Origin of the sequence: Paenibacillus sp. JNUCC32 (assembly GCF_014863545.1) — a bacterium.
Lineage (GTDB): Bacteria > Bacillota > Bacilli > Paenibacillales > Paenibacillaceae > Paenibacillus_AQ > Paenibacillus_AQ lautus_A.
Genome location: NZ_CP062260.1, coordinates 1,058,565 through 1,076,166 on the forward strand (window position 1 = coordinate 1,058,565; position 17,602 = coordinate 1,076,166).

Consider the following 17,602-nt stretch of genomic DNA (forward strand, 5'->3'; position numbering starts at 1 on the left):
CGCCCTCGTCAAAAGGCGGGCTGCTGCCGATATATAAGGTAAACAGAAGGTGTGGGAGGAACTATCGTGAACATCGGATCGTTGATTCGCGGACTCCTGGGCGAGCAGAAGCCGGGAGACGCCAAGACGTTGGAACTTAAGCCGGGTCAAGTCGTTCGCGGTGTCGTTATGAACGTATCGGAGGACGGGCAGGAAGCGGTGGTGCAGATCCAGGGCGTTCAAGTGAAAGCGAAGCTGGAAACGCCGCTCCGAGCCGGGGAAACGGCTCTGCTGCAGGTTCAGCCGCCGGGAGAGGGAGGGACAGCCGTGCTTAAGCCTCTCAGCCAAACGCCGGGACAGCCGTTGTCCCCTTCATCCATGGCTGAGGTGCTGGATTTTGCGGGTCTACCGGATACGAAGGAAAACCGCGAAATGATCCGGGGCATGCAGAACGCGGGAGTTCCCCTGACGAAGGACAATATTGCCATGTTCCGAGAGGCTTTGGCCGTAAAGCCTCCTCAGATCCCGGCCGCGGAATGGGCGGAGTCGGCTGCGATCGCGTTTCACCGCGGACTGCCGATTAGCCCTGAAAGCGTAAAGGGACTGCATCAGGCCGTATTTGGACCCCAGCTGCATCAGCTGTTGCAGTCGCTGGAGCAGCAGCTGACGTCTGCTCTAAGCAACGGTATCGGAGGCGCAGCGGCTGCCGGGAAAAATGCAGCGTCCGCTGCGCCTCCGACGGCTGCTGGCGCAGAGGGCACCGCTGCCGCGCAGCAGCAAGCAGTAGCGGCGAACCATACTGCTGGAGGTACCGCGCAGGCCGGCTCAGGTCAGCAGGCGCTGCTGACCAAGCTGCAGGGCCTGCTGCAGCAGCTGCGCGGCGAGCTCGCGCAGCCATGGGCCAGCGGCGGCATGGCAGCGCCAGCCGCCGGACAACCCGCCGCCGTGCCCACAGGGCCGGCGGCAGCTCTTGGCGAAGGGGCCGCAGGCCCTTCGCCAAAGCTGCCCACCCCCGGCGCGGAGCCGTGGGTGGGGCGGCTCTTGAAGCTGCTCGGTGCGGAGCACGAGCAGCAGGCCCTGCGCGGGGCCGGGACGGCCCCCGCGGGTGAAGCGGCGCGCAGTGGCAGCACCGCGCCGGCAGCGCCAGCAGGGCAGCCTGCCGCGACGCCCGGAAGCGGCACGGCCGCGGGCACGGCTCACGGCGCCGCCGCGCCCGGAGCGAATGCGGCCGTGACCGCATCGGCAGCTGCTCCAACGGCAGCAGGCGCAACTGTACCGGCTCCGGCCGCAGCGCAGCCAACCGCTGCTGCGGCAGCCCAAGCTTCCCTGCCCGCCACTCCTGCCTCTGGCAGCGGGGGCGCAGCAGCGAACATGCCAGGAGCCTCCGCCACGCCAGGGAATGCGGCAAACGCGAACCAGCAGGCGCCGGGTATTCCGAATGCTCAGACCGGCGCCGCGAATCAGCCGGGTATTCCGAATGCTCAGACCGGCGCCGCGAATCAGCCGGGCTTGACGCACCCGGTAACGTCAACCGTACAGCAGCAAATAACCCAAGGCGTGCATCCGGCCGCCATGGCTTCAGGGCCATCGGGGGATTCGTCGCTTGCCCTGCAGGATACCCTGAAAGGGGTGCTGCTTCAGGTGCTGTCCAGCCAGGATGCGCCTCCGGCGCTGAAGGAAGCGGCCCAGCAGGTCATTCAGCATTTAACGGGCCAGCAGCTCTTGCTGAATACCGATCGAACGGCGCCGTTCGCTCAGATCACGCTGTTCATACCTTTGCATGGCGCCGACGGGGAACAGACCGCGTCCGTACATATTCAATCCCGCAGAGGCCGTAAAGGCGAGCTGGATGCAACCAACTGCAGGCTGTTGTTCGACCTGGATATGAAGTTTCTGGGGCAGACCCTGATCGATGTGCAGGTTGTTGACCGGATCGTCAGCCTTAACTTTCGGAATGATCAGCCATTTGCCGCGGAGCTGTTCGAAGGGACCAATCAGGAGTTGGCACAAGCCGTTTCGTCGATCGGCTACCAATTGCTCAGCGTCAAAACAGAACCGCTGCCCCTGGATTCGCTGCCGGCAGCAGAAGATTCCGTGCAGGGAACGGCAGCCGAATACACCCCTCAGGTTTATAAAGGGGTGGACATGCGGATATGAGCAAGCTAGAGAAAGAGGAAGGGTCAATCACCGCCATGAAAAAGGCGGTTGCGCTTAAATATACGCCCGGCGAAAGCGAAGCGCCGGTCGTGGTTGCCAAGGGACAAGGCAAACTGGCGGAGTCTATATTGGATAAAGCCAAAGAGCATGGCGTTCCCGTGCAGGAAGATGCTGCCTTGGTGGAGATTCTCTCCAAGCTGGATCTGGATCAGCAGATTCCGGAGGAGCTGTACCAGCTGGTTGCGGAAGTGCTGACGTATGTTTATCGTGCGGATCGTCAAGCGAAGGACGGAGGGATGATGCCGTCATGACCTCGCCATCCGGAAAAAAGGACAACCGCAAGCAAAAAGGAGCGGCTGCCGAAGAATTGGCGGCCGCCGCCCTGATTAAAAAAGGATACCGGATTCTGGACCGGAACTGGCGCTGCCGTTTTGGAGAATTGGACATCGTGGCGGAAACAGGGGAGACTCTTGTGGTGATCGAGGTAAGGAGCCGAAGCGGTACGACCCGCTTCGGCACGCCCTCCGAGTCCGTGAACGCCCGCAAAGTGATGCAGGTCCGTAACACGGCCCAGCAGTATGTTCACCAGAAGCGTTATTACGAACGGACGATACGTTTCGACGTCATTTCGGTTATGCTCCGGGAAGACATGACGGCAGATTCGATGGATCATATCGAGAATGCATTTTAAGTTGGATCTGATCCGAATCGATAAGAATAACCATAGAAACAGGTGAGGGCCCCTTGATCCCTCACCTGTTTCTGCATAATGGCCGTTCTCTTTAATACGAGCATACTTCCAGACAATTGTCGTCCAGGTCATAGAATGTAAAATAGGTTGCGCCGTATTCCAGGATGGTATCGACCCGTACGTTTTGTTTCCTCAGATGCCGATATGCGTCCTCCACGTTCGGAACGAAAAAATTAAACAGGGCATGCCGGCGCTCAAAGTATCTCTCTTCTTCTGTTGAGAAAAGGGTAAGGGAGGTTTGTCCGAACAGAATGCATTGATACTCCCCTTGCTCGCTCTCCCAGCCGATTCTGCCCCCAAGAACGCCTGTGTACCATTCTTTAGCAGCTTTTATATTCCTCGTGGGGACAAAGACGGTGTCGATATGCTGAAATATGGAAACGCTCATGCTATCCTTCCTCTCGGCTTTTTTCTTGCTCCAAATCATAATATGCTCTTGTTGCCCTGTATCGGGATCCACGGTTTCTTCAAGGCGTTCAAAACCGTTCTTCGCGTAGAAGCGGAGTGCCCTTTGGTTATCCGCATATACCCGAAGCTTCAACGTATCTCGAAGGTCCATGGCATAGCGAAGAAGGGCTTTCCCCCATCCTTGATTTTGGCGGCTTGGATCGATGAACAATGCCGCTAAATCCTCGCCTACAAGGGAGACAAAGCCTCGGACTTGACCTGATTCCTCCAATAGATAAGTTTCGGCCATCGGGAGGTATACCTCCCGCATGTCCTCCTGCTTGGATTCCCAATACTCGGCGGGTATAAAATGATGCGCCTCTTTGGAAGCGGCCAGCCATATTTCGATAAGGACATTTAGATCTTCATTGGTCATCTGTCTGATCATCATAGGGTATCGACTCCATTTCATAAACGGTGGGTTTCTTCGGTTGCTATATATTGGCGATCCAGTTGTCGGTATTGAATCGCTTCGGCGACATGCCGGCTTTGAATGCCGTCGGATGCCTCGAGATCGGCGATGGTTCGGGCCAGCTTCAGGATTCGGTCATATGCGCGCATGCTCAGGCCCAGCGTATCGATGGTTGCTTGCAGGAGCTCTGCCGACTCCTTGTCCAGGCTCGCATGTTTTCTCAGAAAGCTGCCGAACAGTTCGCTGTTCCAGCCGAATGGCAGCCCGTCATAGCGTTTCAATTGAATTGCTTGTGCCGCATAGACCTGATCCCGCATGTGTTCGGAGGATAGGGGCGGCGTGCTTCCCGGCCATTCCTTGGGGCGAGGCACGTCCACTTGAAGGTCGATCCGATCCATCAAGGGGCCCGAGATTTTCGCCCGGTATTGGGCGATCCGCGAAACGCTGCAGGTGCATCGCTGATGAGGATGGTCGCTGCCGTAGTAACCGCACGGACAGGGATTCATCGAACAAGCCAGCATGAAATGCGCCGGGAAGGTAAAAACCGCCCGTGCTCTGCTTATGGTCACTTCACGATCCTCCAGAGGCTGACGCAGCACCTCCAGCACATGCCTTGAGAACTCGGGAAGCTCATCCAGGAACAGAATGCCTTTATGGGCCAGACTGACCTCTCCCGGCTTCGGAATGGTTCCTCCTCCGATGAGGCCGCCGGCTGAGATGGTATGATGGGGAGACCGGAAGGGACGTCTTTTCATCAGCCCATCGGATGGTTTTAGCTTCCCGGCAGCGCTGAATATTTTCGTCGTCGTCAACGCTTCTTGGTCGGCCAGCGGCGGAAGTATGGTGGGAAGGCGCTTCATCAGCATCGTTTTACCGGTACCGGGGGGCCCGATGAGAAGGATATTGTGCATGCCGGCCGCGGCGATGGTCAGGGCGCGTTTGATATGCTGCTGCCCGATCACGTCCCTATAGTCTTCAAGCTGTTTGCCCTGATCGCTGCTTTCTTGCGATCTGCTTGCATTCATCGATCGGTCGTACCGGAGCTGTGAGAGCGAAACGGTAACAGTGCCATCTCCTGCTGCATCACTACGGCGAGTGGTTTCTGCTGGTGGATTCGGGACGAGCTCATTCAAATGACCGAGCCCATAGACCTCGATTCCTCCGATTAAAGCAGCTTCCGCCGCGTTTTCCCGCGGAAGAAGAACGCCGGCATACCCTTCTTTTTGGGCTTGCTCCACCATCGGAAGAACTCCCGTCACGGGCCTGAGCGTGCCATCGAGTGCAAGCTCGCCGATGATCAATATTCGATCGGCATCCGAGAAGGCCCACTGCTCGCTTGTCAGCAAAATGCCGACGGCGATCGCCAGATCGAAGGAGGAACCTTCCTTGCGCAGGTCAGCAGGGGCAAGATTGACGGTCACCCGTTTCAGTGGATAAGTAAAACCGCAGTTTTTAATCGCCGCCCGTACTCGCTCGACGGATTCGCGGATGGAGGAATCGGGCAGCCCGATGATGGCGGTTTGCGGCAGCCCGTTAGCGAGGTCCACCTCCACTTGAATGATGACGCCGTCGATGCCGTGCAAGCAGGCGCTATGAAGTTTTCCGTACATAAGAAAAGCACCTCTTTTCAGATATCAGTGGATTGTAACAAGAAGGAACATCCAAGATTCGAAAAGGGTGCTTCCTCATTTTCGCAGGGTGATTCTAGTCCGTATTGTAAAAGTTTCCCTCCTGTCTGTCAATTCGCGATCATATACTAAAAGCCCCGTCTTACAGGCAGGAACCCGGACAGGATACGGAGTTTCGGCGATGAATGTACCGTATTTCAGATGATTGCCACTTTTTCAGATTCTGAGGTCTGGCCAATAACGGGAAGGATTGTGAATGGTCAATGAGCGGCTCCGGCAGGTACAATCAAATCCGTAAACGTCAAGACGGGTTGAGCGTCGAGCGTTACATAATCATACATAAGGGAGAGGGTTGCGTGAAAATTTGGAACCGAAAGCTGGGGCTGGCGGCATTGGCTGCCGTCATGACCGGCGCATTGTTGAGCGGCTGCTCGAAAGATAACGCGGCAAACGAGGGGAATCATGAAAGCGCTGATACTGGGAAGGAAATCACGTTAGAGATGATGACCTTTTCCCATACGAATTGGCCGTACAAGGAGAATTGGCCGATTTATAAGTACTTAAAAGAGGAAACCGGCATCTCCTTCAAGGTGCAACCCGTCATGAGCGATTACACCACCACGATGAACCTGGCGATATCCTCGGGCGAGATCCCGGATCTCATGATGGTCAACAGCCTGAATGCTGCCAACACGCACGGGGCCAGCGGCGCGTTCGTCGACTATTTCGAGCATCTGGATCAGATGCCGAATTACAAGAAGTTTCTTGATGATCATCCGGAGGTAAAGGCCGCTATACTGTCTCCCGAGGGAAAAAATTATTTTATGCCGTTGTACGGACTTGAGCAGCAATCCAGGCGTTCCTGGCTTTACCGGGACGATATATTCAAGAAACACAATCTGACGCCGCCCACGACTTACGACGAACTGTATACCGTTGCGAAAAAGTTGAAGGAACTGTACCCGGACAGCTTCCCGATTGCCGTGTTCAACGGATTGAGCCCGCTGGTTAATATGGCACCTGCGTTTAATACCAACAGCAGCTATTATTACGATTTCGAGAAGAACGAATGGCGCTACGGACCGACAGAAGACAACTACAAGAAAATGGTCGAATATATGAATAAATTTTACGCGGAGGGCTTGGTTGCGCCTGACTTCATGGCACATAAACGCAAGCAATTTAACGATCTGCTGCTTCAGAACAAATCGTTTATCGCCAGCGACTACATCGGCATCATGGATGAGCTGCCGTTGATGCTGGGGGATGCATCGTCTGAGTTCAGTCTTGATTACATGGTTCCGCCTATCGGCACGCCGGATGGCAAGTCCCATAACGTGTTTGCCGGATTACAGAGTGACGGCTTTGCCGTAGCGTCAAATTCCAAAGAGCGGGATCGACTGCTGCAGTACCTTGATTTCCTGTTCTCCCCCGAAGGGATTGAGCTGGCAACCTGGGGCAGGGAAGGCGAGACGTTCACGACGGAGAACGGGGTTCGCACGTTCAACGATGATTACAAAGAGTTTGGCGACTTAAGAACCAAAACGGGAATCGCGACGATCGGCGCTCACATAGTATTGGACATGACCGCATACGAGTCCATGTATTCACCAAAAATGCGGGAAGCGATGAAAATCGCACCAGACCATGAAACGATGCCGCAGCCAAGGCTTGCGTATACGAATGAAGAGAATGAAGTGCTGAGCATGGTCGGTGAAACCGTGAAGAAATTCCATGAGGAGCAGATTGCGAAATTCATTTTGGGACAGAAACCGATGGATGAATGGGACACTTACGTGCAAGAAGTGAACAAACTTGGCGTGCAGCAGGTGCTGGATGTTCATCAAAGCGCTTATGAACGGACGCAGAAATTCCTGAACGAAGCCAAGTAATTTAACCTGAACGCCATGCAGCCAGAGGAACCGGGCGGCTCTCTTTTTCGGATCGGCTCTTCGGATGCTCGTTATGCCTGGTTCCGGCCCGCAGGGGGTGCCGCTTATGGATACCGCATGGATTTCGCTGCTAAAGGAGGATACGTTTTTTGCAAGCACGGCATTCGAGTTTCTTGACCAAAGTGAAGCGGGATAAATACCTGCTGCTGCTGCTTCTTCCCTGTGCTCTGTATTACATCATTTTTAAATATGTTCCCATATTCGGCGTTTCGATCGCCTTCATGGACTACAACTTGTTTAAGGGAATCGCGGAGAGCGATTGGGTGGGGTTCAAATATTTCAGCATGTTTTTTAATACGCCCGACTTCTGGCCTGTTCTCCGGAATACATTTCTGCTGGGGTTGTATAAGCTGATTTTCGGCTTTCCCGCGCCCATCATACTTGCGTTGCTCATTAATGAAGTGAGCAAATCTTTCTTGAAGCGGTTTGTCCAGACGGTCAGTTATCTTCCGCATTTCATATCCAACGTGGTTGTCGCGGGGATCGCGGTCATGTTTCTGTCGCCTACAGGCGGGGTGGTCAACCAGCTGCTGAATGCCATTGGGCTTGAACGGATCAACTTTCTGGTGGAAGCCTCCTGGTTCAGGTCGATTTATGTGACGACGGACGTATGGCAGCATATTGGATGGGGGACCATTATCTATTTGGCCGCATTGACGGCCATCGATCCGCAGCTCTATGAAGCGGCGCGCATGGACGGAGCGAACCGGTGGAGACAGACGCTGAACATTACGCTGCCCGGCATCGCCCCGGCGATTGTGATCATCCTGATACTCGACATCGGAAAAATATTGGAGATCGGCTTTGAGAAGGTATACCTGCTTGCGACTCCCGCTACTTACGAGACGGCCGATATCATATCTACTTACGTATACAGAGTAGGCTTAACGCAAGGCAACTACAGCTATGCAACGGCGATCGATCTGTTTACCGGCATCATCAGCTTTATTTTCATTATCGCGGCAAATGCGTTCAGCCGGCGAGTCAGCGGAAGCAGCATTTGGTAGAGGAGGAACGTGATGAAACCGAAATGGAATTGGTTTGATGCCCTGAATGCCTTGATATTGACTGGGGTCGTAGGGGCGTGTTTATACCCGTTTGTCTACATGCTGGCCGTGTCCCTCAGCGATTCCGCCTCCATTGCCTCGGGGGAGGTCTGGCTGTGGCCGAAGGGCTTCAACCTGGATATGTATCAGTATGTGTTCGAGGACGGACGGGTGCTGAAAGGATACAAGAATACGCTGATATATGTCGTTCTCGGTACGGCGATTTCCTTGTTGGTGACGGCGCTGGGGGCCTATTCGCTGTCCAAGGCCAAGCTGGTCATGGGTAAACCGATATTGATGCTGATCGTGTTTACGATGTTTTTCAACGGAGGCATGATTCCGACGTTTCTGGTCGTGAAGGAGCTGGGCTTTGTCAACACCATATGGGGCATGGTGCTCCCAGGAGCCGTAGCCACCTGGAATCTGCTGATAATGCGGACTTTCTTCATGGGGATGCCCCAAGAGCTTGAAGAATCCGGCAAAATCGACGGTCTGTCCGAGATCGGAATTTTCTTTCGAATTGTGCTTCCGCTTTCCAAGCCGGTGCTTGCCACCATCGGATTGTATTATGCGGTGGGGATGTGGAATAACTTCATGGGTCCGCTGCTGTATTTGCGGGATGCCGATATGCAGCCGCTGCAGGTGATATTAAGAAACATCGTGCTGTCGGGCCAATTGACGGGAACGGATGGGCCTGTTGTAGGCGATATCGTGGTGGTGGAGGATGGTCTGAAGTTCGCTACCATCATGGTGTCCACCCTGCCGATCCTGCTGGTTTACCCGTTTATCCAGAAATATTTCGTAAAAGGAGCTTTGATCGGCTCCGTCAAAGGTTAAGCGGCCGGCCGCTCACCTGACTTACCGGATCCAGTTGGTTTTCCGGTAATCGCCTGGTGTTTGGCCGGTTATTTTTTTGAACATGCGGATAAAGGAAGTGACGTTGCGGTAGCCGATCCGGTTGCCTACTTCCTGAATCGGCATGTTCGTCGTCTCCAGAAGCTCTTTTGCTTTTGTTATCCGGATGGCATTCAATTGATCGCTGAAGTTGCTCCCCGTCTTCTCTTTAATATACCCGGACAGATAGGTGGGTGACATGTTGAGTTTATAAGCGAGCTGCTCGAGCGATATTTCTTCGTTGTAATGGGACTCCAGGTACTGAATGACATATTGGATGATATCGTAATGCTCCTCCCGTTTCCGGCGGATTGCTTGGGTTGCATGGGCGAGCTCGCCCAGAAGGACTTCCCGGTATTGGGCGGGAGTTACGCTGTACGCAAGCATATCGGCATAATCCGGAAGCACGTCGGTATTGATCTTCAGCAGTTCGACGGTTCTTCTCATGCGGACCGAGACCGATTTGGCAAAATGGCTCAGCTGATCCGCCGTAGCCTCCTGCCGCTGCAACCGTTCCAATGCCCGATCGATCAGCATTTGGCAGCTGCTCTCGTTGCCCGCCTGCAAATTCACGTAAAACTCGTGTTCCTGCTCGGCGGTGAAGCCCGTTGCATCGCCGCGGAGTTCCTTCTCCCAGATAATCTGGGTTTCCTCAAGCGGCCGGGCTTGAAGCAGGAGCGACATGGCTTCCGCATAGGCTTGATCGAACTCCGAGGTCTGCTGGAAGACGGATGAAACCGCGATATTCACGAGATAGGCGCTTTGATCGTGATCAAATATCCGTTTGAGCTGGCTGAGGCTCTGCTGCAGCGTGTCTGATTTTTCCTGCGTGTACACGATGGATAAGATTTGTTTGCCCTCCATCTGAAGGGTGTGCGACAAGGGAAAGGCCTCTTGGATCTGCAGCGTGATAATGTCCTTGATTTTGCCGGTTGCCCGTGTCATCAAGGCATCGAGCTTTAGAGTCGGGTTATGACGGTACCTCAATTGATAGACGATGACCATGAATGCTCCTTCGCCGACCCAAAGTTCTTTGGAAGCGGCGGTATCGATGGCAATGTTCTTGAACTGTGCCAAATAATGATAGCTGGTTAAGAGCGGTTTGGTTTGGTCCATCCATTCCTTGATCATCTTGCGCTCGTGCTGCAATCCCTTCAGATGGTTGGAAATGGCGCTGAATTCGGCGATGCTTCCTTGATACAGCTCCATCTCCGTTTGGCCCAGTCCCGTCACCATTCTCTTCAGCGGTTGGTTGATATTGCGAGAGAAGACCCACGATGCCAACGTGCCTATTAGCAGGGTGGCGGCAAATAACAGCACGGCAATCCAGTTCATGCGGCTGATGCTTTGATTAAGTTCGTTGTGCGGAATGATGGAGATATAGGTAAGACCGGAGCGTGCCCCTTTTTCGAAAAAATAGTACGATCCCTTCTCCATGATCCAATCCGACTGGCCGTCCCATTCCGGCAGCGGCTGGGAAGCCGTGTCCGGCGAGGATTCATACAGTTTCGTTCCCTTCGGGTCCAACAGCACGAAACGGGAACCGGCCATTCCTTTATAGGATTCATACCAGCTTTTCATATTTACGAAAGCTATGATTTGCCAGGGGCTTCCTTGCACATCAGCGACTAACGGCAGCAGCTGCACCTCGCTCTTCTCGGTCCCGATGGAGAAGGCGCTGCTGGGAAGCATTTGCATAAACCCATTGGCGGGCACTGTCTTTTTCCAGAACTCGTACGGATAGGAATTGCTGATGTAATAATGCTTGAACATGCGGTCATCGTTAACGATGCCGTCCCGTTCAAGCAGGAAGGCATGATTCCGGTAGTAGATCATGACATTATTCAAGTGATAGTATGGCTGGCTGACCAGGGTCCGAATCTGATCCGTCACCATTTCAACCTGCAGATAATCGATTCCTTTCTTTCCGCCGGCATCGGCCTGCCTGCTGATATTGCCGACGAATTCGTTATGCTGAAGGTTGAGGAGAAGGCTTTTCCAGGTGGAATATTGCTTCTCGAAATTGTCGACGGTGTTTCGAATCAGGGTCAGATTATATTTGACGATCTCATTGTTCACATTGCGGGAATAGAAGGTCATCGACCATAGGTTGTAGGAGGAGAGCAGGATAATCACGACGAGAAAATAGACCAACATTTTGACGAATAATGAATGAAGCGGAAAAAACGATTTCAACCATTTCATGCTGAATCTCCTTATGAACACGCCTACTTGTCTTTCTCTTTCCAAATCATTCTACCGGATCGCACAGAAAGGATAAAGAGTTTTATAATGCGTCACAGTTTGATCTTACTAAAAAGGGATTTAATGGTATAATAGTAACGAATGAACTAATTCTATGAGGAATGGAGGGGGAATCGAAATGACGATATTATGGGAAAATATCTTAATTATGCTTGCAGCAGGATTGCTTGGCATTGCCATTGTGGTGTTAGGCATTATAGGTTTGATACATTACGCGCGAAAAAACAATTAAGCATACATATATTTCCAATTTATATCTGGAAGGAATCATACCCATGCCAAATCGAGTGGATAAACGGTGAACTTTTTAAGGTAAGCGTTTTAAAAACATGTTACAATAGCTTGGGTTTAATATATAAAGGTTGACAGTGCCAACTTTCATAGATTGGTTGCGTGTCAGCCAGCCTTGTTCCAGTCATGTTGATAGGAGGATTCGAGAATGAATATCCATGAATATCAAGGAAAACAAGTACTGAAGCAATATGGAGTAGCTGTTCCGAACGGCAAGGTAGCGTTTACGGTGGAAGAAGCAGTTGAAGCTGCGCAATCTTTGGGCAGTCCCGTAACCGTTGTCAAAGCGCAGATCCACGCAGGCGGCCGCGGTAAAGCCGGCGGCGTTAAAGTGGCGAAGAACCTGGACGAGGTTCGTGCTTATGCCGAAGAAATTCTGGGCAAGGTGTTGGTGACTCACCAAACGGGTCCGGAAGGCAAGGAAGTCAAGCGTCTCCTTATTGAAGAGGGCTGCGATATTCGCAAAGAGTACTATATCGGGGTGGTCGTTGACCGCGCTACCGGCCGTGTCGTCATGATGGCGTCCGAGGAAGGCGGTACCGAAATCGAAGAGGTTGCAGCAGCAACCCCTGAGAAAATTTTCAAAGAAGTCGTGGATCCGGCGATCGGACTTCAAACATTCCAAGCGCGGAAATTAGCGTATTCCATTAATATTCCGAATGAACTGGTAGGTAAAGCCGTTCAGTTCATGCTGGCCTTGTATAAGGCATTCGTAGAGAAGGATTGCTCTATCGCTGAAATCAATCCGCTTGTCGTAACCGGTGACGGAAACGTCATGGCTCTCGATGCCAAACTCAATTTCGATTCCAATGCGTTGTTCCGTCATAAGGACATCTTGGAACTGCGCGATCTGGATGAGGAAGACGAGAAGGAAATCGAAGCGTCCAAATACGACTTGAGTTACATAGCTCTCGACGGCAACATCGGCTGCATGGTTAACGGCGCAGGTCTTGCCATGGCTACGATGGACATCATCAAGTATTATGGCGGCGACCCTGCCAACTTCCTTGATGTTGGGGGCGGCGCAACAACGGAGAAGGTAACGGAAGCCTTCAAGATTATTTTGTCCGATCCTCAAGTAAAAGGAATCTTTGTCAACATTTTCGGCGGCATTATGCGTTGCGACGTTATTGCTACCGGTGTTGTCGAAGCAGCGAAACAGCTGGGACTGACTCGTCCGCTTGTTGTACGCTTGGAAGGAACGAACGTAGACCTCGGCAAGCAGATTTTGGCTGAGTCCGGTCTGAATATCGTGCCTGCTGATTCCATGGCCGACGGAGCACAGAAGATCGTCTCCCTCGTTCAGTAATATTTCATTCCTGAAGGGGCATGGCACGATGGGCTTCTTAGCCCTGCCGTGCGGTTGCTTTCATTTTCAAATAACAATAGGGGATGTGAATCAATCGTGAGTATTTTGATCGATAAAAATACAAAAGTTATCACGCAAGGGATTACAGGTAAAACAGCCCTGTTCCATGCAAAAGGCGCCTTGGATTACGGTACGCAGATGGTCGGCGGAACTTCGCCCGGCAAAGGCGGAACCGAAGTTGAAATCACGCTGGAGAACGGCGAAACCGTCAAACTGCCGGTTTACAACACCGTTGAGGAAGCCAAAGCCAAAACAGGCGCAACCGCAAGCGTCATTTATGTACCGCCTGCTTTTGCGGCCGACTCCATTCTGGAAGCCGTTGATGCCGAGATGGATCTGGTGATCTGCATTACGGAAGGCATTCCGGTGCTCGACATGGTAAAGGTATCCCGTTATATGGAAGGCAAGAAGACTCGCTTGATCGGACCTAACTGTCCGGGTGTCATCACGCCGGGTGAATGTAAAATCGGCATCATGCCGGGTTACATCCACACGCCGGGACATGTCGGGGTTGTATCGCGGAGCGGTACCTTGACCTATGAAGCCGTTCATCAGCTAACGGCCCGCGGCATCGGACAATCCTCCGCCGTAGGAATCGGCGGCGACCCTGTCAAAGGGACGGAGTTTATCGATGTGCTGAGACTGTTCAACGAAGATCCGAATACCAAAGCGGTGATCATGATCGGCGAGATCGGCGGAACCGCTGAGGAAGAAGCGGCTGAGTGGATCAAAGCGAACATGACCAAGCCGGTGGTAGGCTTCATTGGCGGCGCAACAGCGCCTCCAGGGAAACGTATGGGCCACGCGGGCGCGATCATTTCCGGCGGTAAAGGAACAGCCAAGGAAAAAATCGCTGTGCTTGAAGCATGCGGCATCAAAGTGGCTCCTACGCCTGCCGAAATGGGCTCGACCTTGGTTAGCGTGCTGGAAGAGAAGGGGCTTTTGGAGTCCTGCACAACGCACTAAGGCTTAAACCTATCCATTGATAGGCCAGATTTACGTTATAACTTAAGGTAAGCAACCTTTTATTTCCTGATTAGGAAATGAAGGGTTGCTTTTTTGTTTATGATTTTATATTTTAAGGAGGTCGCGTGATGAGGCTGGACAGATTAATTCTGATTGCATTGCATGAAAGCGAAGGCATCGGATGGAAGACCATAAACCGAATGGTATTGAACGGCGAGCTGCATGAAGGCTTGCTGTCCTATGATGCGCAGGATTGGAGAGCGTGCGGTCTGCCTGTCGAAAAAGCAAACAAGCTGGCTAAAGAATTCCCTATCGCCGTCGAAAGAAAGCGTGTCGAACTGTCGAATGACGAGGAGGTCGAGCTTCGACAAGAGGAAGACAAGGTATGGAATTTGACAAACCGCACAAAAATACGTATTATAACAGCCCTTGATGCTGTCTATCCGGACATGTTGAAATCGTCGCCGCAAGCGCCCTGGGTTCTGTATTGCATCGGGGATCCTCATTTGCTGTCCACGCCGGGGATCGCGATGGTCGGCACAAGAATGCCTACCGGCTACGGGCGCAAGGTTGCATCGATGCTGTCGGAGGCGCTGACACGAGCGGGGCTTATGGTTGTCAGCGGCATGGCCAGAGGCATTGACAGCGTCGTGCACGAAACCGCTTTGCGAAGCGGCGGGCCGACGGTGGCCGTTCTCGGAGCCGGCATCGATGTCATTTATCCGCCGGAGAACCGCTCACTTTATGAAGAGATCGCAGCTAAAGGGCTTATTATTTCCGAATACCCGCCGGGTACCAAGGCGCTGCCGGGATTCTTCCCGCAGCGAAACCGGATCATCGCCGGGCTGACGCTGGGAACCGTGGTGGTGGAGGCGGATGCCCGCAGCGGATCGCTGATTACGGCGGATTTGGCCCTGGAGGCGGGAAGGGACGTGTTTTCCGTTCCGGGACCGCTCACTTCACCCAAGAGCAGAGGGACCTTGGATTTGGTCAAGCAAGGGGCCAAGATGGTCACGGAAGCCGGGGATATAATAGAAGAATATGATTCCTGGTTGCCAAAAGGGGTCTCGGATACATACAATAAGGAGCGGCGGGCCCCTCGTCAGGAGCGTCCGGATGAACTAGCCGGGTTGACAAATGACGAACGACAAATATACCATATGCTCGAACAGGGTCCCGGGTCGCTGGATGAGATGATCGAGCGTACCCGGTGGGATTTTGGACATTTGCATTCAGTTCTGTTATCTTTAATCATAAAAAAGCAGATTACCCAATTACCCGGTGCTATATATAAAATCATATAATGGGAAAGTTTGAATGTTGGAGAGGAGGATGAACCTGTGGCGGATTCACTCGTCATCGTAGAGTCGCCTGCCAAGGCGAAAACGATTGGCAAATATCTCGGCAGCAAGTATATCGTGAAGGCTTCGATGGGTCATGTTCGCGATTTGCCGAAGAGCCAGATCGGGGTTGAGGTGGAAAACGACTTCAATCCGAAATACATTACGATCCGCGGAAAAGGTTCTGTCTTAAAGGAACTTAAGGATGCTAGCAAAAAGGTGAAAAAAGTGTACCTCGCAGCTGACCCCGATCGCGAAGGGGAAGCCATTGCATGGCATCTTGCGCATGCGTTGGAGCTGGATGATACTCAAAGCCTGCGGGTTGTATTTAATGAAATAACGAAAACGGCCGTGAAGGATGCCTTCAAAACGCCGCGCAAAATTAACATGGATCTGGTTAATGCGCAGCAGGCCAGACGTATTTTGGACCGATTGGTTGGTTACAAGATCAGTCCTATTCTATGGAAGAAAGTGAAGAAGGGTCTTTCGGCCGGCCGGGTTCAATCGGTAGCCGTCAAAATCATTCTCGACCGCGAGAATGAGATAAGCGCTTTCGTTCCGGAAGAATATTGGACTATAACGGCTAAGCTGGCGATTAAAGGCTCCGCATTCGAAGCCAAATTCACGCAGCTAAACGGCGCGAAGAAGGAACTGACCAATGAGCAGGAAGTGAATGAAATCCTCGAGGCGATTCGGGATGCTTCCTTTAAGGTCGGCGAAGTGAAAGAGCGTGAGCGTCAGCGCCACCCGTCGCCGCCGTTTACGACGAGTTCCTTGCAGCAGGAGGCTGCGCGTAAACTCGGTTTCCGTGCCGCCAAGACCATGTCGGTAGCCCAGCAGCTGTACGAGGGTGTTGAGTTAGGCAAGGAAGGCACCGTCGGTTTAATTACTTACATGCGTACGGATTCCACGCGGATCTCAGGCACGGCTCAAGAAGAAGCGAAAGAATACATCACCGAAAAGTACGGTGATCCGTTCGTGCCGGAGAGCCCGAGACATTATTCGAAAAAAGCAGCAAACGCCCAGGATGCGCACGAAGCGATTCGTCCAACGTCCGTGCTGCGCGATCCGGAATCCATGAAGCCGTATATGAGCCGCGACCAGCTTCGGTTGTACAAACTGGTCTGGGAACGCTTTGTGGCAAGCCAGATGTCTTCTGCAGTACTGGATACGCTTTCCGTGGACATCACTGCCGGGAATACGGTCTTCCGGGCGACCGGTTCGAAGGTCCGTTTCCCTGGATTCATGAAGGTCTACGTTGAAGGCAATGACGACGGAACGACAGAGGAAGACAAATACCTGCCGGAGCTTCATTCCGGAGACATTCTGGAGAAGCAGGACATTGAGCCGAAGCAGCACTTCACGCAGCCGCCTCCGCGTTATACGGAAGCGCGTCTTGTCCGAACGCTGGAGGAGCTCGGCATAGGGCGTCCAAGTACGTATGCGCCGACGCTGGAGACGATCCAGAAGAGAGGCTACGTTGCCATCGAAGAGAAAAAATTCATGCCGACCGAGCTCGGCGAGCTTGTCATCGAGCAGATGGAGCAGTTCTTCCCCGAAATCCTCAATGTGGAGTTTACGGCGAACATGGAAGAGGATCTCGACCATGTGGAGGAAGGCTCCGAGGACTGGGTCAAGGTATTGGCAGAGTTCTATGAGTCCTTTGAGAAGCGGCTTGAAGTAGCAGAGGAAGAAATGAAGGAAATCGAAATCGAAGATGAGGTTTCCGATGAGATCTGCGAAAAATGCGGCAAGCCCATGGTTTATAAGCTGGGCCGTTTCGGCAAGTTTCTTGCCTGCTCGGGGTTCCCGGAATGCCGGAATACCAAGCCGATCGTGAAGGACATCGGCGTATCTTGCCCGAAATGCAAGGAAGGCCATGTCGTGGAACGCCGGAGCAAGAAGGGGCGCGTCTTCTTTGGCTGTGACCGGTATCCCGAATGCGACTTTGTATCATGGGATAAACCGTCAACGAAGCCGTGTCCGAATTGTAGCAGTTTAATGGTAGAGAAGAAAAGCAAGCAAGGCATCAAGCTTCAGTGTACCTCTTGCGATTATTCCGAAATGGTCGAGGAACAGGACGAAGCAGCAGATTTGTAAGGCAT

At 52.9% G+C, this 17,602-nt stretch carries 13 protein-coding genes; 10 read left to right on the top strand and 3 right to left on the bottom strand.

All coding sequences use genetic code 11. The features are described from left to right. The first annotated feature begins 66 nt into the window (after nucleotides 1-66). The 3 genes from JNUCC32_RS04850 to JNUCC32_RS04860 are packed head-to-tail and all read left to right on the top strand — an operon-like array spanning nucleotide 67 to nucleotide 2,827. The gene (locus JNUCC32_RS04850) at nucleotides 67-2,136 is read left to right on the top strand and encodes a hypothetical protein (protein WP_192571265.1); all 2,070 of its coding nucleotides are present in this window, start codon (nucleotides 67-69) and stop codon (nucleotides 2,134-2,136) included. Next, on the top strand, nucleotides 2,133-2,447 hold the full coding sequence (locus tag JNUCC32_RS04855) for an EscU/YscU/HrcU family type III secretion system export apparatus switch protein (RefSeq protein ID WP_015736344.1): 315 nt from the start codon (nucleotides 2,133-2,135) through the stop codon (nucleotides 2,445-2,447). The genes JNUCC32_RS04850 and JNUCC32_RS04855 overlap by 4 nt, the downstream gene beginning before the upstream one ends. Beyond that, on the top strand, nucleotides 2,444-2,827 hold the full coding sequence (locus tag JNUCC32_RS04860; RefSeq protein WP_192571266.1) for a YraN family protein: 384 nt from the start codon (nucleotides 2,444-2,446) through the stop codon (nucleotides 2,825-2,827). Before JNUCC32_RS04855 ends, JNUCC32_RS04860 begins: the two co-directional genes overlap by 4 nt. A gap of 91 nt (nucleotides 2,828-2,918) precedes the next feature. On the opposite strand, the gene JNUCC32_RS31530 is transcribed toward JNUCC32_RS04860, so the two are convergent. Continuing rightward, nucleotides 2,919-3,725: an N-acetyltransferase gene (locus JNUCC32_RS31530; RefSeq protein ID WP_228468881.1), complete on the bottom strand. Its 807-nt coding sequence runs from the start codon at nucleotides 3,723-3,725 to the stop codon at nucleotides 2,919-2,921. Between the two features lie 17 nt (nucleotides 3,726-3,742). After that, the gene (locus JNUCC32_RS04875) at nucleotides 3,743-5,356 is read right to left on the bottom strand and encodes a YifB family Mg chelatase-like AAA ATPase (protein WP_192571267.1); all 1,614 of its coding nucleotides are present in this window, start codon (nucleotides 5,354-5,356) and stop codon (nucleotides 3,743-3,745) included. A 374-nt stretch (nucleotides 5,357-5,730) separates the two neighbouring features. On the opposite strand from JNUCC32_RS04875, the gene JNUCC32_RS04880 reads away from it, so the two are divergent. From JNUCC32_RS04880 to JNUCC32_RS04890, 3 genes are all read left to right on the top strand, one after another. Further along, entirely contained in the window at nucleotides 5,731-7,266 is a 1,536-nt protein-coding gene (locus JNUCC32_RS04880; RefSeq protein ID WP_228468882.1) for an ABC transporter substrate-binding protein, read from the top strand. Nucleotides 7,267-7,415: 149 nt separating this feature from the next. Then, the gene (locus JNUCC32_RS04885; RefSeq protein WP_015736338.1) at nucleotides 7,416-8,333 is read left to right on the top strand and encodes an ABC transporter permease; all 918 of its coding nucleotides are present in this window, start codon (nucleotides 7,416-7,418) and stop codon (nucleotides 8,331-8,333) included. A gap of 12 nt (nucleotides 8,334-8,345) precedes the next feature. Next, nucleotides 8,346-9,209: a carbohydrate ABC transporter permease gene (locus JNUCC32_RS04890; RefSeq protein WP_119847452.1), complete on the top strand. Its 864-nt coding sequence runs from the start codon at nucleotides 8,346-8,348 to the stop codon at nucleotides 9,207-9,209. 21 nt (nucleotides 9,210-9,230) lie between these two features. On the opposite strand, the gene JNUCC32_RS04895 is transcribed toward JNUCC32_RS04890, so the two are convergent. Continuing rightward, a complete protein-coding gene (locus tag JNUCC32_RS04895; protein ID WP_192571269.1) occupies nucleotides 9,231-11,471 on the bottom strand; it encodes a helix-turn-helix domain-containing protein in 2,241 nt (746 codons plus the stop codon). 499 nt (nucleotides 11,472-11,970) lie between these two features. On the opposite strand from JNUCC32_RS04895, the gene sucC reads away from it, so the two are divergent. The 4 genes from sucC (at nucleotide 11,971) to topA (ending at nucleotide 17,597) form a co-directional block, all read left to right on the top strand. After that, nucleotides 11,971-13,131: an ADP-forming succinate--CoA ligase subunit beta gene (sucC, locus tag JNUCC32_RS04900; protein WP_009594712.1), complete on the top strand. Its 1,161-nt coding sequence runs from the start codon at nucleotides 11,971-11,973 to the stop codon at nucleotides 13,129-13,131. Nucleotides 13,132-13,227: 96 nt separating this feature from the next. Then, on the top strand, nucleotides 13,228-14,157 hold the full coding sequence (sucD, locus tag JNUCC32_RS04905) for a succinate--CoA ligase subunit alpha (RefSeq protein ID WP_009594770.1): 930 nt from the start codon (nucleotides 13,228-13,230) through the stop codon (nucleotides 14,155-14,157). 128 nt (nucleotides 14,158-14,285) lie between these two features. Continuing rightward, the gene (dprA, locus tag JNUCC32_RS04910; protein ID WP_192571270.1) at nucleotides 14,286-15,461 is read left to right on the top strand and encodes a DNA-processing protein DprA; all 1,176 of its coding nucleotides are present in this window, start codon (nucleotides 14,286-14,288) and stop codon (nucleotides 15,459-15,461) included. Nucleotides 15,462-15,497: 36 nt separating this feature from the next. Continuing rightward, complete coding sequence (gene topA, locus JNUCC32_RS04915; RefSeq protein ID WP_192571271.1) at nucleotides 15,498-17,597, top strand: type I DNA topoisomerase; 2,100 nt, start codon at nucleotides 15,498-15,500, stop codon at nucleotides 17,595-17,597. The last annotated feature ends 5 nt before the right edge of the window (nucleotides 17,598-17,602 follow it).